At 65.1% G+C, this 17,756-nt stretch carries 17 protein-coding genes; 13 read left to right on the top strand and 4 right to left on the bottom strand.

The features are described from left to right. Positions 1-68 precede the first annotated feature (68 nt). The 5 genes from prfA to clpB all read left to right on the top strand — a co-directional run bounded on the left by prfA (position 69) and on the right by clpB (position 6,466). Positions 69-1,139, top strand: coding sequence for a peptide chain release factor 1 (gene prfA / locus L5876_RS13050; RefSeq protein WP_236956797.1), 1,071 nt, complete (start codon positions 69-71; stop codon positions 1,137-1,139). Continuing rightward, complete coding sequence (locus L5876_RS13045) at positions 1,136-1,894, top strand: MOSC domain-containing protein (protein WP_236956796.1); 759 nt, start codon at positions 1,136-1,138, stop codon at positions 1,892-1,894. Before prfA ends, L5876_RS13045 begins: the two co-directional genes overlap by 4 nt. Continuing rightward, positions 1,891-2,745, top strand: coding sequence for a peptide chain release factor N(5)-glutamine methyltransferase (prmC, locus tag L5876_RS13040; protein WP_236956795.1), 855 nt, complete (start codon positions 1,891-1,893; stop codon positions 2,743-2,745). The genes L5876_RS13045 and prmC overlap by 4 nt, the downstream gene beginning before the upstream one ends. Before the next feature lie 233 nt (positions 2,746-2,978). Further along, positions 2,979-3,713: a DUF4167 domain-containing protein gene (locus L5876_RS13035; protein ID WP_236956794.1), complete on the top strand. Its 735-nt coding sequence runs from the start codon at positions 2,979-2,981 to the stop codon at positions 3,711-3,713. A gap of 128 nt (positions 3,714-3,841) precedes the next feature. Next, on the top strand, positions 3,842-6,466 hold the full coding sequence (clpB, locus tag L5876_RS13030; RefSeq protein ID WP_236956793.1) for an ATP-dependent chaperone ClpB: 2,625 nt from the start codon (positions 3,842-3,844) through the stop codon (positions 6,464-6,466). A gap of 126 nt (positions 6,467-6,592) precedes the next feature. Here clpB and L5876_RS13025 read toward each other — a convergent pair whose 3' ends face one another. Together L5876_RS13025 and L5876_RS13020 are read right to left on the bottom strand one after the other, a co-directional pair. Continuing rightward, positions 6,593-7,036: a glyoxalase superfamily protein gene (locus L5876_RS13025; RefSeq protein WP_369281042.1), complete on the bottom strand. Its 444-nt coding sequence runs from the start codon at positions 7,034-7,036 to the stop codon at positions 6,593-6,595. A gap of 474 nt (positions 7,037-7,510) precedes the next feature. Next, positions 7,511-8,968 carry a peptidoglycan DD-metalloendopeptidase family protein gene (locus tag L5876_RS13020; RefSeq protein ID WP_236956791.1) on the bottom strand — a complete coding sequence of 486 codons (1,458 nt, stop codon included), beginning with the start codon at positions 8,966-8,968 and terminating at the stop codon, positions 7,511-7,513. A gap of 216 nt (positions 8,969-9,184) precedes the next feature. Between L5876_RS13020 and chpT the strand changes: the two genes are divergently transcribed. The 5 genes from chpT (at position 9,185) to L5876_RS12995 (ending at position 12,803) form a co-directional block, all read left to right on the top strand. Continuing rightward, on the top strand, positions 9,185-9,871 hold the full coding sequence (chpT, locus tag L5876_RS13015; protein WP_236956790.1) for a histidine phosphotransferase ChpT: 687 nt from the start codon (positions 9,185-9,187) through the stop codon (positions 9,869-9,871). 85 nt (positions 9,872-9,956) lie between these two features. Further along, positions 9,957-10,322, top strand: a complete 366-nt coding sequence (locus L5876_RS13010) for a response regulator (RefSeq protein ID WP_039711024.1) — start codon at positions 9,957-9,959, stop codon at positions 10,320-10,322. A gap of 21 nt (positions 10,323-10,343) precedes the next feature. Beyond that, positions 10,344-11,174, top strand: a complete 831-nt coding sequence (locus tag L5876_RS13005) for a protein-glutamate O-methyltransferase CheR (RefSeq protein ID WP_236956789.1) — start codon at positions 10,344-10,346, stop codon at positions 11,172-11,174. Between the two features lie 133 nt (positions 11,175-11,307). Continuing rightward, positions 11,308-11,535 carry a helix-turn-helix transcriptional regulator gene (locus tag L5876_RS13000; protein WP_236956788.1) on the top strand — a complete coding sequence of 76 codons (228 nt, stop codon included), beginning with the start codon at positions 11,308-11,310 and terminating at the stop codon, positions 11,533-11,535. Between the two features lie 23 nt (positions 11,536-11,558). Further along, positions 11,559-12,803 (top strand): type II toxin-antitoxin system HipA family toxin, encoded by a 1,245-nt coding sequence (locus L5876_RS12995; RefSeq protein WP_236956787.1) that lies wholly within the window; start codon positions 11,559-11,561, stop codon positions 12,801-12,803. 55 nt (positions 12,804-12,858) lie between these two features. Here the strand turns inward: L5876_RS12995 and ctrA are convergent, their stop codons facing one another. After that, complete coding sequence (ctrA, locus tag L5876_RS12990) at positions 12,859-13,554, bottom strand: response regulator transcription factor CtrA (protein WP_039711022.1); 696 nt, start codon at positions 13,552-13,554, stop codon at positions 12,859-12,861. Between the two features lie 335 nt (positions 13,555-13,889). Between ctrA and L5876_RS12985 the strand changes: the two genes are divergently transcribed. Next, positions 13,890-14,174, top strand: coding sequence for a zf-TFIIB domain-containing protein (locus tag L5876_RS12985; protein WP_236956786.1), 285 nt, complete (start codon positions 13,890-13,892; stop codon positions 14,172-14,174). Positions 14,175-14,177: 3 nt separating this feature from the next. Here L5876_RS12985 and L5876_RS12980 read toward each other — a convergent pair whose 3' ends face one another. After that, positions 14,178-15,614 carry a KamA family radical SAM protein gene (locus tag L5876_RS12980; protein WP_236956785.1) on the bottom strand — a complete coding sequence of 479 codons (1,437 nt, stop codon included), beginning with the start codon at positions 15,612-15,614 and terminating at the stop codon, positions 14,178-14,180. A 260-nt stretch (positions 15,615-15,874) separates the two neighbouring features. On the opposite strand from L5876_RS12980, the gene fliI reads away from it, so the two are divergent. Together fliI and fliJ are read left to right on the top strand one after the other, a co-directional pair. After that, on the top strand, positions 15,875-17,215 hold the full coding sequence (fliI, locus tag L5876_RS12975) for a flagellar protein export ATPase FliI (protein WP_236956784.1): 1,341 nt from the start codon (positions 15,875-15,877) through the stop codon (positions 17,213-17,215). After that, complete coding sequence (gene fliJ / locus L5876_RS12970) at positions 17,212-17,628, top strand: flagellar export protein FliJ (RefSeq protein WP_236956783.1); 417 nt, start codon at positions 17,212-17,214, stop codon at positions 17,626-17,628. Before fliI ends, fliJ begins: the two co-directional genes overlap by 4 nt. Positions 17,629-17,756: the final 128 nt, after the last annotated feature.

Genomic DNA, 17,756 nt, shown 5'->3' with positions numbered 1-17,756 from the left:
GTCGCGGCTGGCGAGTCGCTGAAGTAAGCACATTCCGTTGCCGCGCATTTCCCGCTATCAACCCGCGCATGCACGCACCCGAAACCCGTCTCCGCCAGGTCATTGACCGCTTCGAGGAAGTCGAGGCCCGCCTCGGCGCGGCCGGCGACCCCGACGAGATCGTCCGCCTGTCGAAGGAACATGCCGAGCTGAAGCCCGTCGCCGAGAAGGCGATCGCCCTGCACGAGGCGCGCGCCGAGCTCGACGATCTCGAAGCGATGATGGACGGCGACGACGCGGAAATGGCCGCGCTCGCCGAAGAGGAATTCTATGCGCTGAAGAAGCGCCTGCCGCAGCTTGAGGCCGAAATGGCCCGCATGCTGCTGCCGAAGGACAAGGATGACGCCGCCGACGCCGTCCTTGAAATCCGCGCTGGCACGGGCGGTGACGAGGCCGCGCTGTTCGCGGGCGACCTCTTCGCCATGTACAAGCGCTATGCCGAAAAGCAGGGCTGGAGTTTCGAGGTCATTTCCGAGAGCGAAGGCGATGCCGGCGGCTTCAAGGAAGTGATCGCCTCGGTGTCCGGCAATGGCGTGTTCGGCCGCATGAAGTTCGAATCCGGCGTCCACCGGGTCCAGCGCGTGCCCGCCACCGAAGCCAGCGGGCGCATCCATACCTCGGCGGCGACCGTCGCGATCCTGCCCGAACCGGAAGAAGTCGATATCGACGTCAAGGACGAGGACATCCGCATCGACACGATGCGCGCCTCCGGCGCCGGCGGCCAGCACGTGAACAAGACCGAATCCGCGGTCCGCATCACCCACTTGCCGACCGGCATTGTCGTTGTCTCGGCGGAGAAGTCGCAGCACCAGAACCGCGCCAAGGCGATGCAGGTGCTGAAGGCGCGCCTCTACGAGAAGGAACGCTCCGAAAAGGACGCCGCCCGCGCCGCCGCCCGCAAGGGCCAGGTCGGTTCCGGCGACCGCTCGGAGAAAATCCGCACCTACAATTTCCCGCAGAGCCGCGTCACCGATCATCGTATCGGCCTGACCCTGCAGAAGCTGGACGCCGTGCTGTCGGGCGAAGCGCTCGACGACATCGTCTCCGCCCTGATCGCGGAGGACGAGGCCGCGCGCCTCGCCGCGCTGGAGGAGGCATGACCGGGCGGGTCGCCGCGCTCGCCCGCCATCCGGTCAAGGGCTTCACGCCGGAACCGCTCGATGCCGCGACCCTGACTGCAGATGCGCACTTCCCGGGGGACCGCATGTTCGCGGTGGAGGATGGCCCTTCCGGCTTCGACCCCGCCGACCCGCAGCATATCTCCAAGATGCGCTTCACCGTGCTCGCCCGCCTGCCGGAAGTCGCCGCGGTCCGCACGCGCTATGACGACGACACCGGCGAACTGATCGCCTGGCATCCCGATTTCGGCGAGATCACCGCCGATCTGGAGGGCGAGGCCGGCCAGCAGATGTTCGCTATCTGGCTGAAGGGGGTACTCGGCGATGCCGTGTCCGGCCCCCTGAAAGTCCTCGCCGCGCCGGATGCGCACCGCTTCATGGATTCCCGCTCCGGCTTCGTCTCGATCATCAATCTGGAAAGCCTGCGCGATCTCGAAGCGAAGCTCGGCCGTCCGGTCGACCCGGCGCGTTTCCGCGGCAATATCATGGTCGAGGACTGGCCGGCCTGGTCAGAACTGGACATGGCGGAACGCGAGATCCGGATCGGCGAGACCGTCCTGACCGGCATCAAGCCGATCGAGCGCTGTACGGCGACCCACGTGAACCCGCACACCGCGGCGCGTGATATCGACACCGTCCCGGAATTGATGCGGCTCTACGGCCACCGTGATTGCGGCCTCTATGCCCGCGTCACGCGCGGCGGCCGCGTCGCGGTCGGCGATGCGGCGATCGCATGACGTCGCTGAACGAGGCCCGGCGCGACCTCGCCGCGCGGCTCGAGACCGCCGGGATCGCCGACGCCGCGATCGAGGCGAAATACCTCCTGGCCGCCGCCACCGGTCTTGAAGGCGCCAGCCTGATCGCCGAGGGGCACCGGGAATTCACCACTGACGAGGCCGACCGCCTGGAGGCGATGGCAGCGCGCCGTCTGGCGCGAGAGCCGCTGGCGCACATTCTCGGTAATCAGCCCTTCTGGACGCTCGACCTCGAAGTCTCGCCGGACGTGCTGATCCCGCGCACCGATACCGAAACGCTGGTCGAGACTGCGCTCGACCTGATGCCCTCGGCCTCCGGGATCCAGCGCGTCCTCGATGTCGGCACGGGATCAGGCGCGGTCCTGCTGGCCATCCTGAAGGAGCGCCCGAACGCCTACGGGATCGGCACCGATGTCAGCCCGGCGGCGTTGACGATCGCCGAACGCAATGCAGTGCGAAACGGGCTCGATGGCCGCTCAAGCTTCCGTCAGACAAGCTGGGTGGATGGTCTGAGGGGCGGTGACTTCGATCTTGCCGTGTCCAACCCGCCCTATATCGCGACCGCGGTCATTGCCGGGCTGGAGCCCGAAGTGCGGGACCATGACCCCGCGCTGGCCCTGGACGGCGGCGAAGACGGGCTCGATGCCTACCGCGTCCTGCTGCCTGAACTTTTCCGGATCCTGAAGCCTGGCGCGCCCATGGCGGTCGAGATCGGCTTCGATCAGGCGGCTTCGGTCAGCGCGCTCGCGGGCGAGGCCGGCTTCACCGGTATGGCGATCCGCCGCGATCTGGGCGGAAATGACCGCGTGGTTTCGGCACTGAAACCCAAGTGAAGGAACGGATAAAAGCGCTTGTCAGCCCCGCGCAATGCAGTCTAGGTATTGAACCGAGCAGGCGGTACGCGCCAGACGGGGGACTGTCGCGGCCGGATAGAGCACCGACCTGCGATTGATCCGGCCCTTGCAATCCGAAAGAACCGTCACATTACCGGCGTACCGGTTTCAGCGCGATTAGTGCGCGGAACCTTGCCAGGAACAGACAGCCTAATCGACGAGGTCAGGCAGGCATGAAGCGTCAACGTGGTCGCGGCCGGGGCAAGTCCGGCGGAGGCAATCCGAATCGTTCTTACGAGAGCAACGGTCCGGAGGTGAAGATCCGCGGCAACCCCGCGACAATCTACGAGAAATACTCCCAGCTGGCCCGGGACGCGGCGTCGTCCGGCGATCGGGTGCGTGCGGAGAACCTGCTGCAGCACGCCGAGCACTATTTCCGCATCATGCAGCTGAACCAGCCGCAGCGGAATAATCGCGACGACAGCGACGACGATCGCCAAAGCGGCAATAACGGCGGCTACCAGCACGACCAACGCGGCCGCCATCGCGACGATGATGACGATCGCGATGACAACGACAACAACCCCGACAATCGCGGCAACCGCGACAACCGGGGGGATCGCGACAATCGCGGTGACCGCGGCGTGCGCAACAATCGCCTCTACCGCGACGACAATCGCGAGGACAATCGTGGCGGCAATGACGACGAGGGCGATGATGGCGATTCCCGTCCGCGCCGCTCCCGCCGCCCGCGCAATCGCGACGAGGGCCATGACCCGCTGAAAGTCGTCGATCCCGAAGCCGAGCAGTCGGCGTCCGGCAATCAGGATTCGGGCGAGGAACAGCCGCGTCCCAAGCGCCGGGGCCGTCCGCCGAAGAAGGCCGCGAGCGACGAGGCGCAGGCCGCGCTTGATGCCGCGAGCGATGCAGCCGACGGCCGCAAGCCCTCGGCTGACGAAGCCGCCTGATTTCCCAGGGCCTGCCCCTTGTGTGGCCCATAAGTCACACCTAAATCCAGCGTGACCGGAGGTCGTCCGTGCCCGTATGGGGCGGCGGCCTTCACCGTTTCTTGCCGTTTCCGGGAGATACGTCCGCTATGGATTTCGAGACTTACACCGATCGCGCGCGCCAGATCATTCAGGCCGCGCAGGGACTGGCCCTGAAGGCCGGCCACCAGCAATTCACCCCCGAACATCTCCTGAAAGCCCTCATCGACGACGAGGGCGGGCTGGCGCGCAACCTGATCGCCGCCGCGGGAGGCAAGCCCGACATCGCCGCTGCGCAGGCTGACGCCGCGCTGAATGCCCTGCCGAAGGTCGAGGGCGGCGGGGGCAAGCTCTACCTCGCGGCGGAAACCGCCAAGGTTTTCGCGTCTGCCGAAGAGGCCGCGAGGAAGGCCGGCGACCAGTTCGTCACCGCCGAGCGCATCCTTCTGGGCCTCGCGCTCGAGGTCGGCACAAAGGCCGCCGAGGCGCTGAAGAAGGCCGGCGTCACCCCGCAATCCCTCAACCAGGCAACGGACAACATGCGCGCAGGCCGCACCGCCGACAGCCAGTCGGCCGAAGACACCTATGAAGCCCTGAAGAAATACGCCCGCGACCTGACCGAGGCCGCGCGCGAGGGCAAGCTCGACCCGGTCATCGGGCGCGACGAGGAAATCCGCCGCACCATCCAGGTCCTCTCCCGCCGGACCAAGAACAATCCGGTGCTGATCGGCGAGCCGGGCGTCGGCAAGACGGCCATCGTCGAAGGCCTCGCCCTGCGCATCGTCAATGGCGATGTGCCGGAAAGCCTCGAGGACAAGCAACTGCTCGCCCTCGACATGGGCTCGCTCATCGCCGGCGCGAAATACCGCGGCGAGTTCGAGGAACGCCTGAAGGCGGTTCTCAATGAGGTCGAGAACGCCAATGGCCGCATCATCCTCTTCATCGACGAGATGCACACCCTGGTCGGCGCCGGGAAGACGGATGGCGCGATGGACGCGTCCAACCTGTTGAAGCCGGCCCTGGCGCGCGGCGAACTGCACTGCGTCGGTGCGACGACGCTCGATGAATACCGCAAGCATGTCGAGAAGGACGCCGCGCTTGCCCGCCGTTTCCAGCCGGTCTTCGTCGAGGAGCCGACCGTGGAGGACACGGTCTCGATCCTCCGCGGCCTGAAGGACAAGTACGAGGTGCACCACGGCGTGCGCATCGCCGACAGCGCCATTGTGGCCGCGGCGAACCTCTCCAACCGCTACATCACCGACCGCTTCCTGCCGGACAAGGCGATCGACCTGATGGACGAGGCCGCTTCGCGTCTTCGCATGCAGGTCGATTCCAAGCCCGAGGAACTCGACGAGATCGACCGCCGGATCATCCAGCTGAAGATCGAGGCCGAAGCGCTGAAGAAGGAAAAGGACGAAGGGTCCAAGACCCGTCTTGAAACCCTGTCTGGCGAACTGGCCGAGCTGCAGGCGAAGTCCGACGACCTGACTGCCGAATGGCGCGCCGAGAAGGAAAAGCTCGCCTCCTCCACGGAAGTGAAGGAGCAGCTCGACCGCCTTCGTGCGGAACTGGCCGACGCGGAACGCCGCGGCGATCTCGGCCGCGCGTCCGAGATCAAGTACGGCCGGATCCCCGCGCTTGAGGCCAAGGTGGCCGAGACCGAAAAGCACGATGCGGACGGTGCCCTGGTCAACGAGGTCGTCGACGCCGAGCAGATCGCCTCGATCGTCTCGCGCTGGACCGGTGTGCCGGTCGAGAAAATGCTCGAAGGCGAGCGCGACAAGCTGCTGGCGATGGAAAACGCGCTGCGCAATCGTGTGGTGGGTCAGGACGAGGCGCTCGAAGCCGTGTCCGACGCCGTCCGCCGGGCGCGCGCGGGTCTGAAGGATCCCGCCCGTCCGATCGGCTCCTTCCTCTTCCTCGGCCCGACGGGCGTGGGCAAGACGGAATTGACCAAGACGCTCGCCGCCTTTCTGTTCGACGACGAGCAGGCGGTGACGCGTCTCGATATGTCGGAATACATGGAGAAGCACTCGGTCAGCCGCATGATCGGCGCACCGCCGGGCTATGTCGGCTATGAAGAGGGCGGGGCGCTGACCGAGGCGGTGCGCCGCCGGCCCTACCAGGTCATCCTGTTCGACGAGATCGAGAAGGCGCACCCGGACGTGTTCAACACGCTCCTGCAGGTGCTCGATGACGGCCGCCTGACCGATGGTCAGGGCCGCACGGTCGACTTCCGCAACACGCTCCTGATCATGACGTCCAATCTCGGCGCGGAATTCCTGCAGGCCGCCGACGATGTCGAAGCCGCGCGCGGTGACGTGATGAACGCGGTACGGGCGCATTTCCGGCCCGAATTCCTGAACCGGATCGACGAGGTCATCCTGTTCCGGAAGCTGGCGAAGGAGCATATGGGCGCCATCGTCGACATCCAGATGAAACGCCTCGCCGCGCTGCTCGCCGATCGCCGCATGACGATCGAGCTCGACGAAAAGGCCCGCGACTGGATTGCCGCCAAGGGATACGATCCGGCCTATGGGGCGCGGCCGCTGAAGCGCGTCATCCAGAAAGAGGTCCAGGATCCGCTCGCAAGGCTGATCCTCAACGGTGAGCTGAAGGATGGCGATGCGGTGAAGGTCAGCGCCGAGAACGGCCACCTTGTGATCAATGGTCACAAGGTCGCCGGCCGTGGCATCTCCGCCGCCCCGCCTCCTGCGGACGTGACGTTGCAGTAGCGGAGTACCCTCGTGCTTCGAGGCCCCTTCGGGGCACCTCAGCATGAGGGTCAACTATCTATCTCCTCATCCTGAGGTGCTCCCCCGGATCGAATCCGGGGGAGCCTCGAACGACGAGGAGACAAGCTACCCCGCGACCTCGATCACGAGATGCGGCGTTCCGTCGGATGTATGGGCATGGGATATCCCACGCTTGTCGACCGTGCCATTGATCCGCTTGCGGAAGGCCGAGAAGCTGTCGAACCGCACCACGTCCACCGCCGCGTCGAGATCGAGCGCGACGCGGAAATGCGTCCCGCCGCCGAGCGCGGTCAATGACAGGATCGTGCCGGTGAAGGGCTGGCCCAGATAGGCCCCGCTGACCTTCGACCCGACCGCCAGTTCGCCGCGCGGCGCATTGCCGACGGCCGCGTGCAGCGTGTTCCAGTCGCGATAGCCGTATTGCGCGGCGATGAATTCCAGCGCCTCGCCATGCTTGATGAAATTACCTTCGCGCTCGAGCGAGCCACGCAGATTGCGCGCCTGCGCCTTCAGGGCCTCGAGTGAGGGAAGGGGAGAAGTCTTCGTCATCATGTCAGTCTCTTTCCACGGACATCCGCGCTGAGACAAAGGGGCTCGCATTGCCTTCGTTTCGGGATGTCTCCGGAAGGAAACCGAAACAGGGACGCGTACGCGAAGACTTCACCAGCGGTATTCACCGAGCGAGCGGCAGGTGCCTTCGAAACCCGAGGCGCGGCATGTAGGTGCGTGTTCCGCGGCCGTCAAGGCGCGCGCTTTCTGTCCGCTCTACTTTCATCCCGGTGACGCGGTCAGCCGGGAGCGGCAATATGTCGAGCTCCGCGACGACATGCGGGACTGATATCTGTTTTCCCTCCTCTTGAAGGGGAGCGGGGTGGGGTGAACCCGCAAACAAGGCACCCCCCACCCCGGTCGGCTGGCTGACGCTCAGCCTCCCGGCCCTCCCCTCAAGGGGGAGGGCGAGACACCGCAAAACAAAACGGCCGGAGCATTGCTCCGGCCGTTTCAACTCACAGATGCCGAGCGCTATTGCGCGCCGTGCGTCGTCTCGCCCTGGGCAACGAGGCGGGCGGCAGGAATGCGCGAGGTGGCGGCCGCATCACTGGCCCCGTCGCGGATCGCGATGATCCGGTCGCGCTCGGCCTGGAAGGCCGGCAATTCACCCGCTTCCAGCGTCCGGCCGGTCGGCAGGTCGAGCGACATCGGGTTCACCTGGTTGCCGTTCAGCAGCACTTCATAGTGCAGGTGCGGCCCGGTGGAACGGCCGGTCGTGCCGACATAGCCGATCGTCTGGCCCTGACGCACCCGCGTGCCGGCCTGGATGCCGCTGGCGAAACCATTGAGGTGCGCATAGGCGGTTTCATAGCCGTTCGAGTGGCGGATCCGGACGTAATTGCCGAACGAGCCGAAGCGGTTGGCGCGGATCACGACGCCATTGCCGGCGGCGTAGATCGGCGTGCCGCGCGGCGCGGCGAAGTCCGTCCCGCGGTGCATGCGGTTGTAGCCGAGCACCGGGTGGCGGCGCATGCCGAAATGCGAGGACAGGCGGGCACCGTTGATCGGGGTGGCCATCAGGAAGCGCTCGGCGCTTTCGCCGTCGCCATTGTAATAGCCCGGCCCGTCACCCGGATCGTAGAGGAAGTATTCCAGCGGTTCGCCCCGGCCGGCGAACTCGACATAGACGATATCGCCGGTGCGGACGACGTCGCCGGAGGACGACACGAAGCGCTCGAACACCACGTCGAACTGGTCGCCGGGCTGGATCGAACGCTGGAAGTCGATGGCATAGCCAAGCACGCCGGCCAGTTCGACCACGATGCGGTCGGTGGCGCCGGCGGCGAGCGCGTCGACATAGAGGCTGGAATTGATCGTGCCCTGGGCGCGGACGATTTCGCGCTCGAGCGAGGCGACCAGTTCGCGGGCGCGGAAGCCGCCATCGGCCTGGCGCGCCACGGTGATGGTGCGGTCGCTCTCCGGGCGGAAGGAGAAGCCGGCGAGGCGGGTGCCGTCCTCGGTGCCCGCGGAAATCTGGCGCAGCGCCGGGGTTTCCAGATAGACGGTCATTTCCTGGCCCGCGCGCAGATGGCGCACGGAATAGACCGGGTCGAGCGCGTAGACGGCGCGGTTCACGTCATTGCTGGGCGCGCCCGCTGCGTTCAGCACACCGGCCAGCGTGCCGCCACTCGGCACCGTGACCGTGATCGCCTGGCGCTCGGCCGGACAGGCGACACAGCCCCCCGCGAACACGGCGTTCTCGTTGAACACGGAATGGGTGAAGGCTTCGGACTCGGCCGTGGCGGTGTCCGCGGCCAGTACGGAAAGCGAGGGTGCGAACTCGTCGCGCGCCGGTTCTGCGGCATTGCCTTCGCTGAAGCGGCTGATCAGGAGACCGGCCAGCAGCACCACGGAAAGGATCAGGCTGGCACCGATGGCAAGCCCGTGGCGTCGGGCGGTATCGGCGGAATGAACGTCGAATCCGGACATAGTCGTCCCCTTAAGGGATGGCTAACGCTGTTGAACTACTCGTTTTGAGCAAGAACCGCGCCGGGCGCGGTCAAAACCCCGTCTCTCGTGCCTCGCGAGCTGAACAATGACCTGACGGAATATCCTTGCCAAGTGCTTACCCGCAGCAGGCGTATGCCTCCCCTGCGGCGGACTTATTAACACACCCGGACGCAGGAATCAGGTATCGATACGCACATGATGACCGAACAATCCGCCGAAATTTCGGCCGCCGAACTGTCTCCCGAGAACCTTGCCGCGCTGTTGTGCGCAAGGCTCTGCCACGACCTGGTCAGCCCGGTCGCCGCGCTCGGTGCGGCCCTGTCCGTGCTCGATGACGAGGATGCGGCGGACATGCGCGAGGACGCGCTGGAACTGGTCCGCGAAAGCGCCAAACAGGCCCAGGCGAAGCTCGAATTCGCCCGGCTCGCCTTCGGCGCGGGCGGCTCTGCGCCCGGCATGATCGACAGTCTCGAACTGAAACGTCTCGCCGCGGGACTGTTCAACACGGTCAAGCCGGAACTCGTGTGGAAGGTCGCCGCGCCGTCGCTGGAGAAATCCGCCGCGCGCCTCCTGCTCAATCTCTGCATTCTCGGTATCGAGGCCGCTCCGCGCGGCGGCACGGTGACGGTCGAGGCGACGGAAAGCGGCGGCGGGGCCCGTCTGCGCGTCCTCGCCGAGGGCATGAAAGCCAAGATCGATCCGAAACACGCCGCGGCGCTCGAAGGCCAGAAGCCGGAAGACGGTTTCGACGGCCGCTCGATCCAGCCCTTCTATGCGGGCCTGATCGCACGCGGGGCCGGCGGACGGGCCTCGGCCACGTCCGGCGAGGACCGGGTCGAGTTCGTCGCCCTGGTGTCCAACCCGGCGCAGGCAGCGGCTTAGGGCGTCTGCCAACCCCCCGTTAACCAAAACGGTTCCAGTCTGATCTTCGGGCGGGCGCATCAACGCGCCCGGACGGAGACGGACGATGAAGACCTGTCTGGTCGTGGATGACTCGCGTGTGATCCGGAAGGTGGCGCGGCGGATCCTGGAGGGCCTCCAGTTCGATTGCGACGAAGCCGGTGACGGCGCCGCAGCGCTCGACAAGTGCCGCGCCCGAATGCCGGACGCCATCCTGCTCGACTGGAACATGCCGGTGATGAACGGCATGGACTTCATGGCCGCGCTGAGGCGGGAGCCGGGCGGGGACAATCCCGTCGTCGTCTTCTGCACCACCGAAAACGACATGCAGAAGATCACCGAAGCGCTGCGCGCCGGGGCCGACGAATACATCATGAAGCCCTTCGACAGCGAAATCCTGCAATCGAAACTGGAACAGGCCGGCCTGCTTTAGCGGCGCGGCAGGGGGACAGGCATGGTCACCGCAGAAGACGTGCTCTCGATCGCCAGCGAGGCGGGCCGGATCGCCGGTCTCGCCATCCGCCCCGAACAGGGCGCGATGATCGAAAGCCGCCTGTCGGCGCTCGCCCGGGCGGAGGGCTATGACAACGTCAACGCCCTCATTGGCGCGATGAAGACCCGCAAGGATGCCAAGCTGACCGGGGCCGCGGTCGAGGCGCTTGCCGGGCGCGACACCTGGTTCTTCCGCCAGCGCGAACAGTACGACCTGATCCTGAACGACATGCTGCCCGTGCTCGCCCGCGCGCGCGGGCGGCGTCACCCGATCCGCATCTGGTCGGCGGGATGTTCAACCGGTCAGGAGGCCTATTCCCTCGCCATGATGCTGACCGAGGAAACGGGCCATATCGGCGATCTGGAAATCGAGATCGTTGGCACCGACATTTCCCGCCGCGCCATCGAACGCGCCCGCGCCGGCGCCTATTCCCAGTTCGACGTCCAGCGCGGCCTGTCGATCCACCGCCTGGTGAAGCACTTCGAACAGTCCGGCAAGGACTGGCGGTTGAAGACCGCGCTCCGCTCCATGGTCCGCTTCGAACAGGGCAATCTCCTGACCCCGCCGGAAGACGCCGGCACGTTCGACATCATCTTGTGCCGTAACGTGCTGACGGCGCTGACGCCGGAAGCGCGCAAGCGCGTGATCGCCAACCTCTCGGCCCGCTGCGCCGAAGACGGCTACCTCCTGATGGGTGAGGGGGAGGCGGCCTATGCCGCCGGGCCCTTTCGCGCCATCCGCGGACAGAAGGGCGTTCTCACCCGCCCGGACGTGACCGAACTGGCGGCTTAGAATTTGTATCAATTATGATACAAATTGGTCGATAGGGCACCATCGCCGTCAAAATTTATCATTCACGATACAATTCAGTTGTAATCCCCGACCGCGTGAGTTACTGTATCAAGAATGATACAAAGAGTTGGTCATGGATATCCGGTCAGTTGATGATCTTGCGGCTGCAATCCGATCTGCGCGTAAAAGCGAAGGGCTGACCCAAGAGGAACTTGCCCTGCTTGCCGGCGTCGGACGGATCACCCTCACACGCCTCGAGCGGGCTATCGGCAATGTCTCCTTCGAGACGGCGCTCGCCGTCACAGCGGCGCTGGGACTAACGATCACTGTATCGGCGCGTCGAACCCCGGCCACCCGCTAGCGCTGACAGACGGAGGACAGCGCATGATCGGCGTGTATTATGAAACCCTCCAGATCGGTAGTATCGATCCGGACGCGGGCCACGCGTTCGAATACGAAGCCGAGTGGCTGTCAACGCCTGGAGCCTTCCCACTCTCTCTCCGGTTTCCGTTGAATGACGAGCCTGTATCGGGCGCCGAGATCGAGATATGGCTCGCCAATCTTCTTCCCGAAGAAAGGAACCTGACGACGATCGCACGGCAAACCGGCCATTCACCGGGCGACGTCTTCGGATTGATTCAGCAACTTGGCGGAGAAACCGCCGGCGCTTTGTCCTTCGGGGCACATGCTCAAGCCGTTGAAGACTTCAGAGAGATTGAACCCCGCGACCTCGAACGCGTATTGAATGAGCTTCCGCGCCGTCCATTTCTTGTTGGTGAAGAAGGTGTCTCGCTGTCCTTGACGGGGGGGCAGGACAAATTGCCGGTCGCTTTGCTCGACAACGGAAGCTGGGCCATTCCCTTGGCCGGTGCATCATCGACACACATCCTGAAGCCCGACAATTCGCGCCTGCCGGGTATCGTGGAAAATGAAGCGCTTTGTCTCACGCTCGCGGCCGCTGTCGGACTGAACGCGGCTTCCTGCGAAACACGACGCGCGGGCCAGCGTAAATACCTGGCGGTCAAACGCTATGACCGAACTGCGACGGACAAACGGGTCCGCCGTCTCCACCAGGAAGACTTCGGTCAGATTCTCGGTTATCCGCCCCAGCAGAAATATGAGTGCGCAACCGGCGGCGGTCCCGGTTTGCGCGACCTTTATTCTGTCGCGAACTATTTACCGGCGCGCGACCGGCTCGCCTTGGTCGACAGTTTTGTATTCAACATTCTCATCGGGAACACCGATGCGCACGCCAAGAACTATAGTGTGCTTTTCAAGCCGGACCGGCAGGGACAGATCACACCGGTTCTCGCGCCACTATATGATCTATTGTGCGCGCGGTGCTGGCCAGAGGTGAACCGGTATTTCGCGCAAAACATTGCTGGAACGAAGCGGCCGATGTCGGGCATTTTCCACCGGCATTGGGAGGCTGTATCCCAATCGCTAGGACTGAACCCCACCTTGCTGTTGCGGCGTGTCGAACGCCTCGCGGACGACGCATTCATCGCGCTCCCGGACGCGGTGAAACGCCTTGAAGCCGGGGAGGGAACCGATCCGGCGGTCCTTCGCCATGTTTCCGAGGCGGTCGAGAAATCAATACTCACCGTTTCTGCCAACGCTCGGAAATAAAAAAGCCCGGGGGCGGCCCGGGCTTTCTTCGAAGTATTGGTCGAGGCGGGAGGCGTCAGGCGACGCTCTTCTGCTCGGCCGGATCGCGCAGCACATAGCCGCGGCCCCAGACCGTCTCGATATAGTGCTGGCCACCGGTGGCCGAGGCGAGCTTCTTGCGGAGCTTGCAGATGAAGACGTCGATGATCTTCAGCTCCGGCTCGTCCATGCCGCCATAAAGGTGGTTCAGGAACATTTCCTTGGTCAGCGTCGTGCCCTTTCTGAGGGAGAGGAGCTCCAGCATCTGGTACTCCTTGCCCGTCAGGTGGACGCGCTGTCCGTCGACCTCGACCGTCTTGGCGTCGAGGTTCACCGCGACTTCGCCGGTCTTGATGATCGACTGCGAATGCCCCTTCGACCGGCGCACGATGGCGTGGATGCGCGCCACCATTTCGTCCTTGTGGAAGGGCTTGGTCATGTAGTCGTCGGCGCCATAGCCGAGACCTCGGACCTTGTTGTCGATATCGGCATTGCCGGTGAGGATCAGGATCGGCGTGTCGACCTTGGCCACACGCAGCGTCTTCAGGACGTCAAAGCCGGGCATGTCCGGCAGATTGAGGTCCAGAAGGATGATGTCGTAGTCGTAGAGTTTGCCGAGATCGATGCCTTCCTCACCCAGATCGGTCGTGTAGACGTTGAAGCCTTCCGACTTCAGCATCAGGTCGATCGACTGGGCCGTGGCCCGATCATCTTCAATGAGCAAAACCCGCATGGATCAAGCCTCCGCCCCGCTTGTTGCCCCCGCGAATCAGTATGTTGCGCGGCTGGCACCATGGTTAACCTGCTTCGCACGCTAGGTGGAAACCCTTAATGAAAGTTAACCGGGTGCTGAGAGACTCAGAAATCATCAAGGCTCGATTCTCCTGATTCGCTAAGCCTTTGTTTCGGAGTCGGTTTCGAGTCCGGTGAGTCCCGGTTGCAACAGCTGCATTTTTCTTCCCCCGGAGTGTGTTTTCCGGGGGACGGCGGCCCCGCCAATCCCCCTGACGCAATTTGCGGCGCGCCCTATCTCCTGGTTTCGAAGTTGCGAGACAAAGGAGCCCCGCGATGAAATGCCCGGTCGATGGTGAAACCCTGGTGATGGCCGACCGCTCCGGCGTCGAGATCGATTATTGCCCGAAATGCCGCGGCGTCTGGCTCGATCGCGGCGAGCTCGACAAGATCGTCGAGCGCTCCGCGTCGGCTGCTCCCGTGGAAAGCCGCCGCCGAGACCGTGACGACGATGATGATGACGATCATCGCCGCGGCGGCCCCTGGGGCGGCGACCGCGATCATGGCCGCCGGCCGCACAAGCGCCGCGAAAGCTTCCTGTCGGAACTCTTCGACTTCTAGGCGCTATTCCGCCGCCATCCGCGACGGCTCGATCAGCGACAGAAGCGGGGCGAATTTCTCGTCCGGCGTTGCCTTGCGTCCGTCATAGAGGATCCGGTCTTCATAGCCGGTGATCCAGAGGGCGTCCGGGTTGCGCCGGGCGATGACGATATCGCCCTGCCGGTCATTGTAGGGCGAGCGGTGCAGGCGGAAGACGACGAGGCCCTCGGCGAGCGCCTCGCCGAGCGGCCCGCCGAGCGCGCGGGCGGAGGGATGGCCCTCGATCACCGAGACCATCTCCATCTTCCCCGCCTCGGTCGACAGCGCGAAGCGCGACCGCTCGATGCCGGACAGATTGGCCTGGCTCTCATTGTGCAGCGCCCAGGCAGTCTCCACCGGCAGGGCGAAGGCGCGGTGGCCCTCGATCTCGCGGCACTGGAAGAAATAGTGGTTGTTGACGCCCAGCTTCTTCAGCTCCTGCTGCATCACGCGCAGGGCGTGGGCGCTGTCATTCACCCCGTCGATGATGGGCGTCTGGTTTTCCAGCGTCACGAAGGGGCGGGACCGCAGATCGCGGATCGCCTTCCGCACTAGCGGATTGCGCCTGTATCCCGTCGCACCCTTTTCCCAGCCGCCCTGGCCGTCCGGCACCAGGAATTCGTCCGGGTGGGTGAAGTGGACCATGAAGCTGACCAGCACGTCCGGGTGCAGCTCGTGGAACAGGTCCAGCATGTCGAGGAAATTGGCGTCGAACCGCTTGGGGTAGAAAGCCATCTCCTTCGTCCCGATGCGGATGACCTCGACACCCGCCTCGGCGAGACCATTCATGTAGTCGAACAGATTCCGGTTCGACAGCACCATCGGGTCGCCGCCTGACAGGAGCGCCTCGCGGATGCGCGGCTTGTCCGTTTCGCCGGCCTCGGCCTTCGCGTTGTGGCCCCGGATATAATCCGCGATCTCGTGGATCGAGGCGGTGTCCTTCTCCGTCTTCCCGGTCAGGAAGTCGGAACGGTAGCAATAGCGGCACCATGACGAGCAGGCCCGCACGACATAGAGCAGGACCAGCTCGTATTTGTGCAAAAGGCCCGGCACCGGGCTGTATTTCAGCTGGTTCGACGGGTCGGCCTCGCCGGACAAATCCTCGGTCTCTTCCGGGCGCGCCTTGATCAGATTGCGCACCGCCTCGCTCTTGCGGGCGAGTTCCAGATAATAGCCCGTTGCGCGCGGCGGCAGGCGGTCTGACACGCCGGCCTCGACCAGTTCGTCCAGTTCGGCTTCCGAATAGACGGCCGCGCCGCCCTCTTCGAGATAACGGCGATAGCGTTCGATATCGTGGACGACATGGCGCCGGAACCGCGTTTCCGCGATCCGCGCATACACATTGTCCATATTCTTCCGGCTCAGCGCCTTCTTGCGGGGACGTGATCCCGCGACGCGATTGACCAGGGTGGCGGGGGGCATGGCTGTCTCCCGTCAGCGATGGTTGTCATTTCATGAGCGCCAGGCGCGCACGGCGAAGTCCGGACATGCGGCGTCGAAGATGCGCACCCTCCGTCCGGGCCGCGGAACATAAGGCCTGTGCCCCGAATGTGAACCCTTGTGCACGGCTGCGTTTTCTCCCCCGCGTTTACGGGGCGGCAACCGCGTTCGGTTACCTTTCGCTTTCGTGACCTCTGTCCCGTCGAACGGGATGACGAGCGCAGGATGCGCGAAAGGCCGTGATGCAAGGGCTGATCGAACAGGTCGAGGCGTTGGACCCGCGCGTGCTCTCCGGGCGCGTGACGTCGGTTAACGGTCTCATGATCGCCGCCCAGGGGCCGAAGTCCGGCTTCGTCCTTGGCGCGCGCGCCTGGCTCGACACGCCGGGCGGCCGGTCGCCATGCGAAGTCGTCGGCTTCCGCGGCGAGACCGCCATCCTCATGCCCTTCGCGCCGATGGACGGTGTCGGACCGGGCGCCGAGCTTCGCCTCGAACCGCAACTGGCCACGGTGCGCCCCAGCAATGCCTGGCTCGGCCGGGTGATCGACAGTTTCGGCCGTCCGCTCGACGGTCAAGGCCCGCTGCCGGAAGGCGCGTCCGCCTATCCGGTCAAGGGCCAGCCGCCCTGCGCCCACCAGCGCGCCCGCCTCGGCGAACGCCTCGATCTCGGCGTCCGCGCGCTCAACGCCTTCGTGCCGATGCGGCGTGGCCAGCGTCTCGGCATCTTCGCCGGCTCCGGCGTCGGCAAGTCGGTGCTGATGTCCATGCTGGCGCGCGGCTCCGATGCCGACGTCATCGTCATCGGCCTGGTCGGCGAACGGGGCCGTGAAGCCCGTGAATTCGTCGAGGACGTGCTCGGCCCGGAAGGCCGCCGCCGCGCGGTCGTCATCACCGAGACCTCCGACGCCCCCGCGCTTGCGCGCCGTCAGGCCGCGCAGCTGACCATGACGGTCTCCGAATATTTCCGCGATCAGGGCAAGGATGTGCTCTGCCTGATGGACTCGGTCACCCGCGTCGCGCTGGCGCAGCGCGAGATCGGCCTCGCCGCCGGCGAACCGCCGACCACGCGCGGCTACACACCGTCAGTCTTTGCCGAACTGCCGCGTCTGCTTGAACGCGCCGGGCCCGGCCCGCAGCGCACCGATGGCGGCAAGCAGGGCTCGATCACCGGCCTGTTCACCGTCCTCGTTGACGGCGACGACCACAACGAACCTGTCGCCGATGCGGTCCGGGGCATTCTCGACGGTCACGTGGTGATGAACCGCGCCATCGCGGAACGGGGGCGCTTCCCCGCCATCGATGTGCTGCGCTCGATCAGCCGGACCGCACCGGAAGTCTACGGCGAAGGCGAGGCGGAGATTGTCCGCACCGCCCGCGCCGCGTTGTCGGACTATGCCGACATGGAAGAATTGATCCGTCTGGGCGCCTATGCCCGCGGATCGAACCCGGCGACAGACCGGGCGATTGCGCTCAACGATCCGTTGGAGCGTTTCCTGGGACAGGGGAAAGACGAAGCGGCGCCCATCGCCGAAACCTTCGCGGCCCTGTCCGGGATTTTGGGTGGTGATGGAGGTAAATCATGACGCGCTCACACGAGCCGCTGATCCGGCTGGCACGCTTCAAGGTCGAGGAACTGCAAAAGCAGATGGCCGAGATCGACCGCGCGCGGGCTTCCCTGAATGACCAGATTTCGCGCCTCGAGGCCTCCGTGCCCGAGGAGCAGGCCGAAGCCGCCAAGTCGAAGGACGGCTTCCTGGCCTATGGCAGCTACGCTCAGGCGGTGATCAAGCGGAAGGAAAACATCCGCCTGTCGCTCGCCGAGGTCGAGGGCCAGGCCGATGCGATCCGCTCCCGGCTGGAAACGGCGTTCCAGGAGCTGAAGAAGTACGAGCTTCTGGAAGAACGCCGCCTCGCCCGCATCGAGAGCGCCGTCCGCTCCGCCGAACAGGCCGAGCTGGACGAGATCGCCCAGATGCGCGCCGCGCGGGCGCACTAGGCGTTTCGATTTCAATTCATGGGGTCCCCGCGAACGCGGGGATCCGAAGACTCGCACCCGGTTTCGGGTCCCCGTTTCCACGGGGACCCCAGCATATCCCTTCATCTTGAGGTGCTCGCGCAGCGAGT

The organism is Hyphobacterium sp. SN044 (genome assembly GCF_021864465.1).
Taxonomy (GTDB): Bacteria; Pseudomonadota; Alphaproteobacteria; order Caulobacterales; family Maricaulaceae; genus Hyphobacterium.
This window is presented reverse-complemented; position numbering and strand designations above follow the sequence as displayed.

What these genes read in the sequence shown, in the direction of transcription:
- prfA (WP_236956797.1), top strand. Translation starts at nt 69, where the DNA reads ATGCACGCACCCGAAACCCGTCTCCGCCAGGTCATTGACCGCTTCGAG.
- L5876_RS13045 (WP_236956796.1), top strand. Translation starts at nt 1,136, where the DNA reads ATGACCGGGCGGGTCGCCGCGCTCGCCCGCCATCCGGTCAAGGGCTTC.
- prmC (WP_236956795.1), top strand. Translation starts at nt 1,891, where the DNA reads ATGACGTCGCTGAACGAGGCCCGGCGCGACCTCGCCGCGCGGCTCGAG.
- L5876_RS13035 (WP_236956794.1), top strand. Translation starts at nt 2,979, where the DNA reads ATGAAGCGTCAACGTGGTCGCGGCCGGGGCAAGTCCGGCGGAGGCAAT.
- clpB (WP_236956793.1), top strand. Translation starts at nt 3,842, where the DNA reads ATGGATTTCGAGACTTACACCGATCGCGCGCGCCAGATCATTCAGGCC.
- L5876_RS13025 (WP_369281042.1), bottom strand. Translation starts at nt 7,036, where the DNA reads ATGACGAAGACTTCTCCCCTTCCCTCACTCGAGGCCCTGAAGGCGCAG.
- L5876_RS13020 (WP_236956791.1), bottom strand. Translation starts at nt 8,968, where the DNA reads ATGTCCGGATTCGACGTTCATTCCGCCGATACCGCCCGACGCCACGGG.
- chpT (WP_236956790.1), top strand. Translation starts at nt 9,185, where the DNA reads ATGATGACCGAACAATCCGCCGAAATTTCGGCCGCCGAACTGTCTCCC.
- L5876_RS13010 (WP_039711024.1), top strand. Translation starts at nt 9,957, where the DNA reads ATGAAGACCTGTCTGGTCGTGGATGACTCGCGTGTGATCCGGAAGGTG.
- L5876_RS13005 (WP_236956789.1), top strand. Translation starts at nt 10,344, where the DNA reads ATGGTCACCGCAGAAGACGTGCTCTCGATCGCCAGCGAGGCGGGCCGG.
- L5876_RS13000 (WP_236956788.1), top strand. Translation starts at nt 11,308, where the DNA reads ATGGATATCCGGTCAGTTGATGATCTTGCGGCTGCAATCCGATCTGCG.
- L5876_RS12995 (WP_236956787.1), top strand. Translation starts at nt 11,559, where the DNA reads ATGATCGGCGTGTATTATGAAACCCTCCAGATCGGTAGTATCGATCCG.
- ctrA (WP_039711022.1), bottom strand. Translation starts at nt 13,554, where the DNA reads ATGCGGGTTTTGCTCATTGAAGATGATCGGGCCACGGCCCAGTCGATC.
- L5876_RS12985 (WP_236956786.1), top strand. Translation starts at nt 13,890, where the DNA reads ATGAAATGCCCGGTCGATGGTGAAACCCTGGTGATGGCCGACCGCTCC.
- L5876_RS12980 (WP_236956785.1), bottom strand. Translation starts at nt 15,614, where the DNA reads ATGCCCCCCGCCACCCTGGTCAATCGCGTCGCGGGATCACGTCCCCGC.
- fliI (WP_236956784.1), top strand. Translation starts at nt 15,875, where the DNA reads ATGCAAGGGCTGATCGAACAGGTCGAGGCGTTGGACCCGCGCGTGCTC.
- fliJ (WP_236956783.1), top strand. Translation starts at nt 17,212, where the DNA reads ATGACGCGCTCACACGAGCCGCTGATCCGGCTGGCACGCTTCAAGGTC.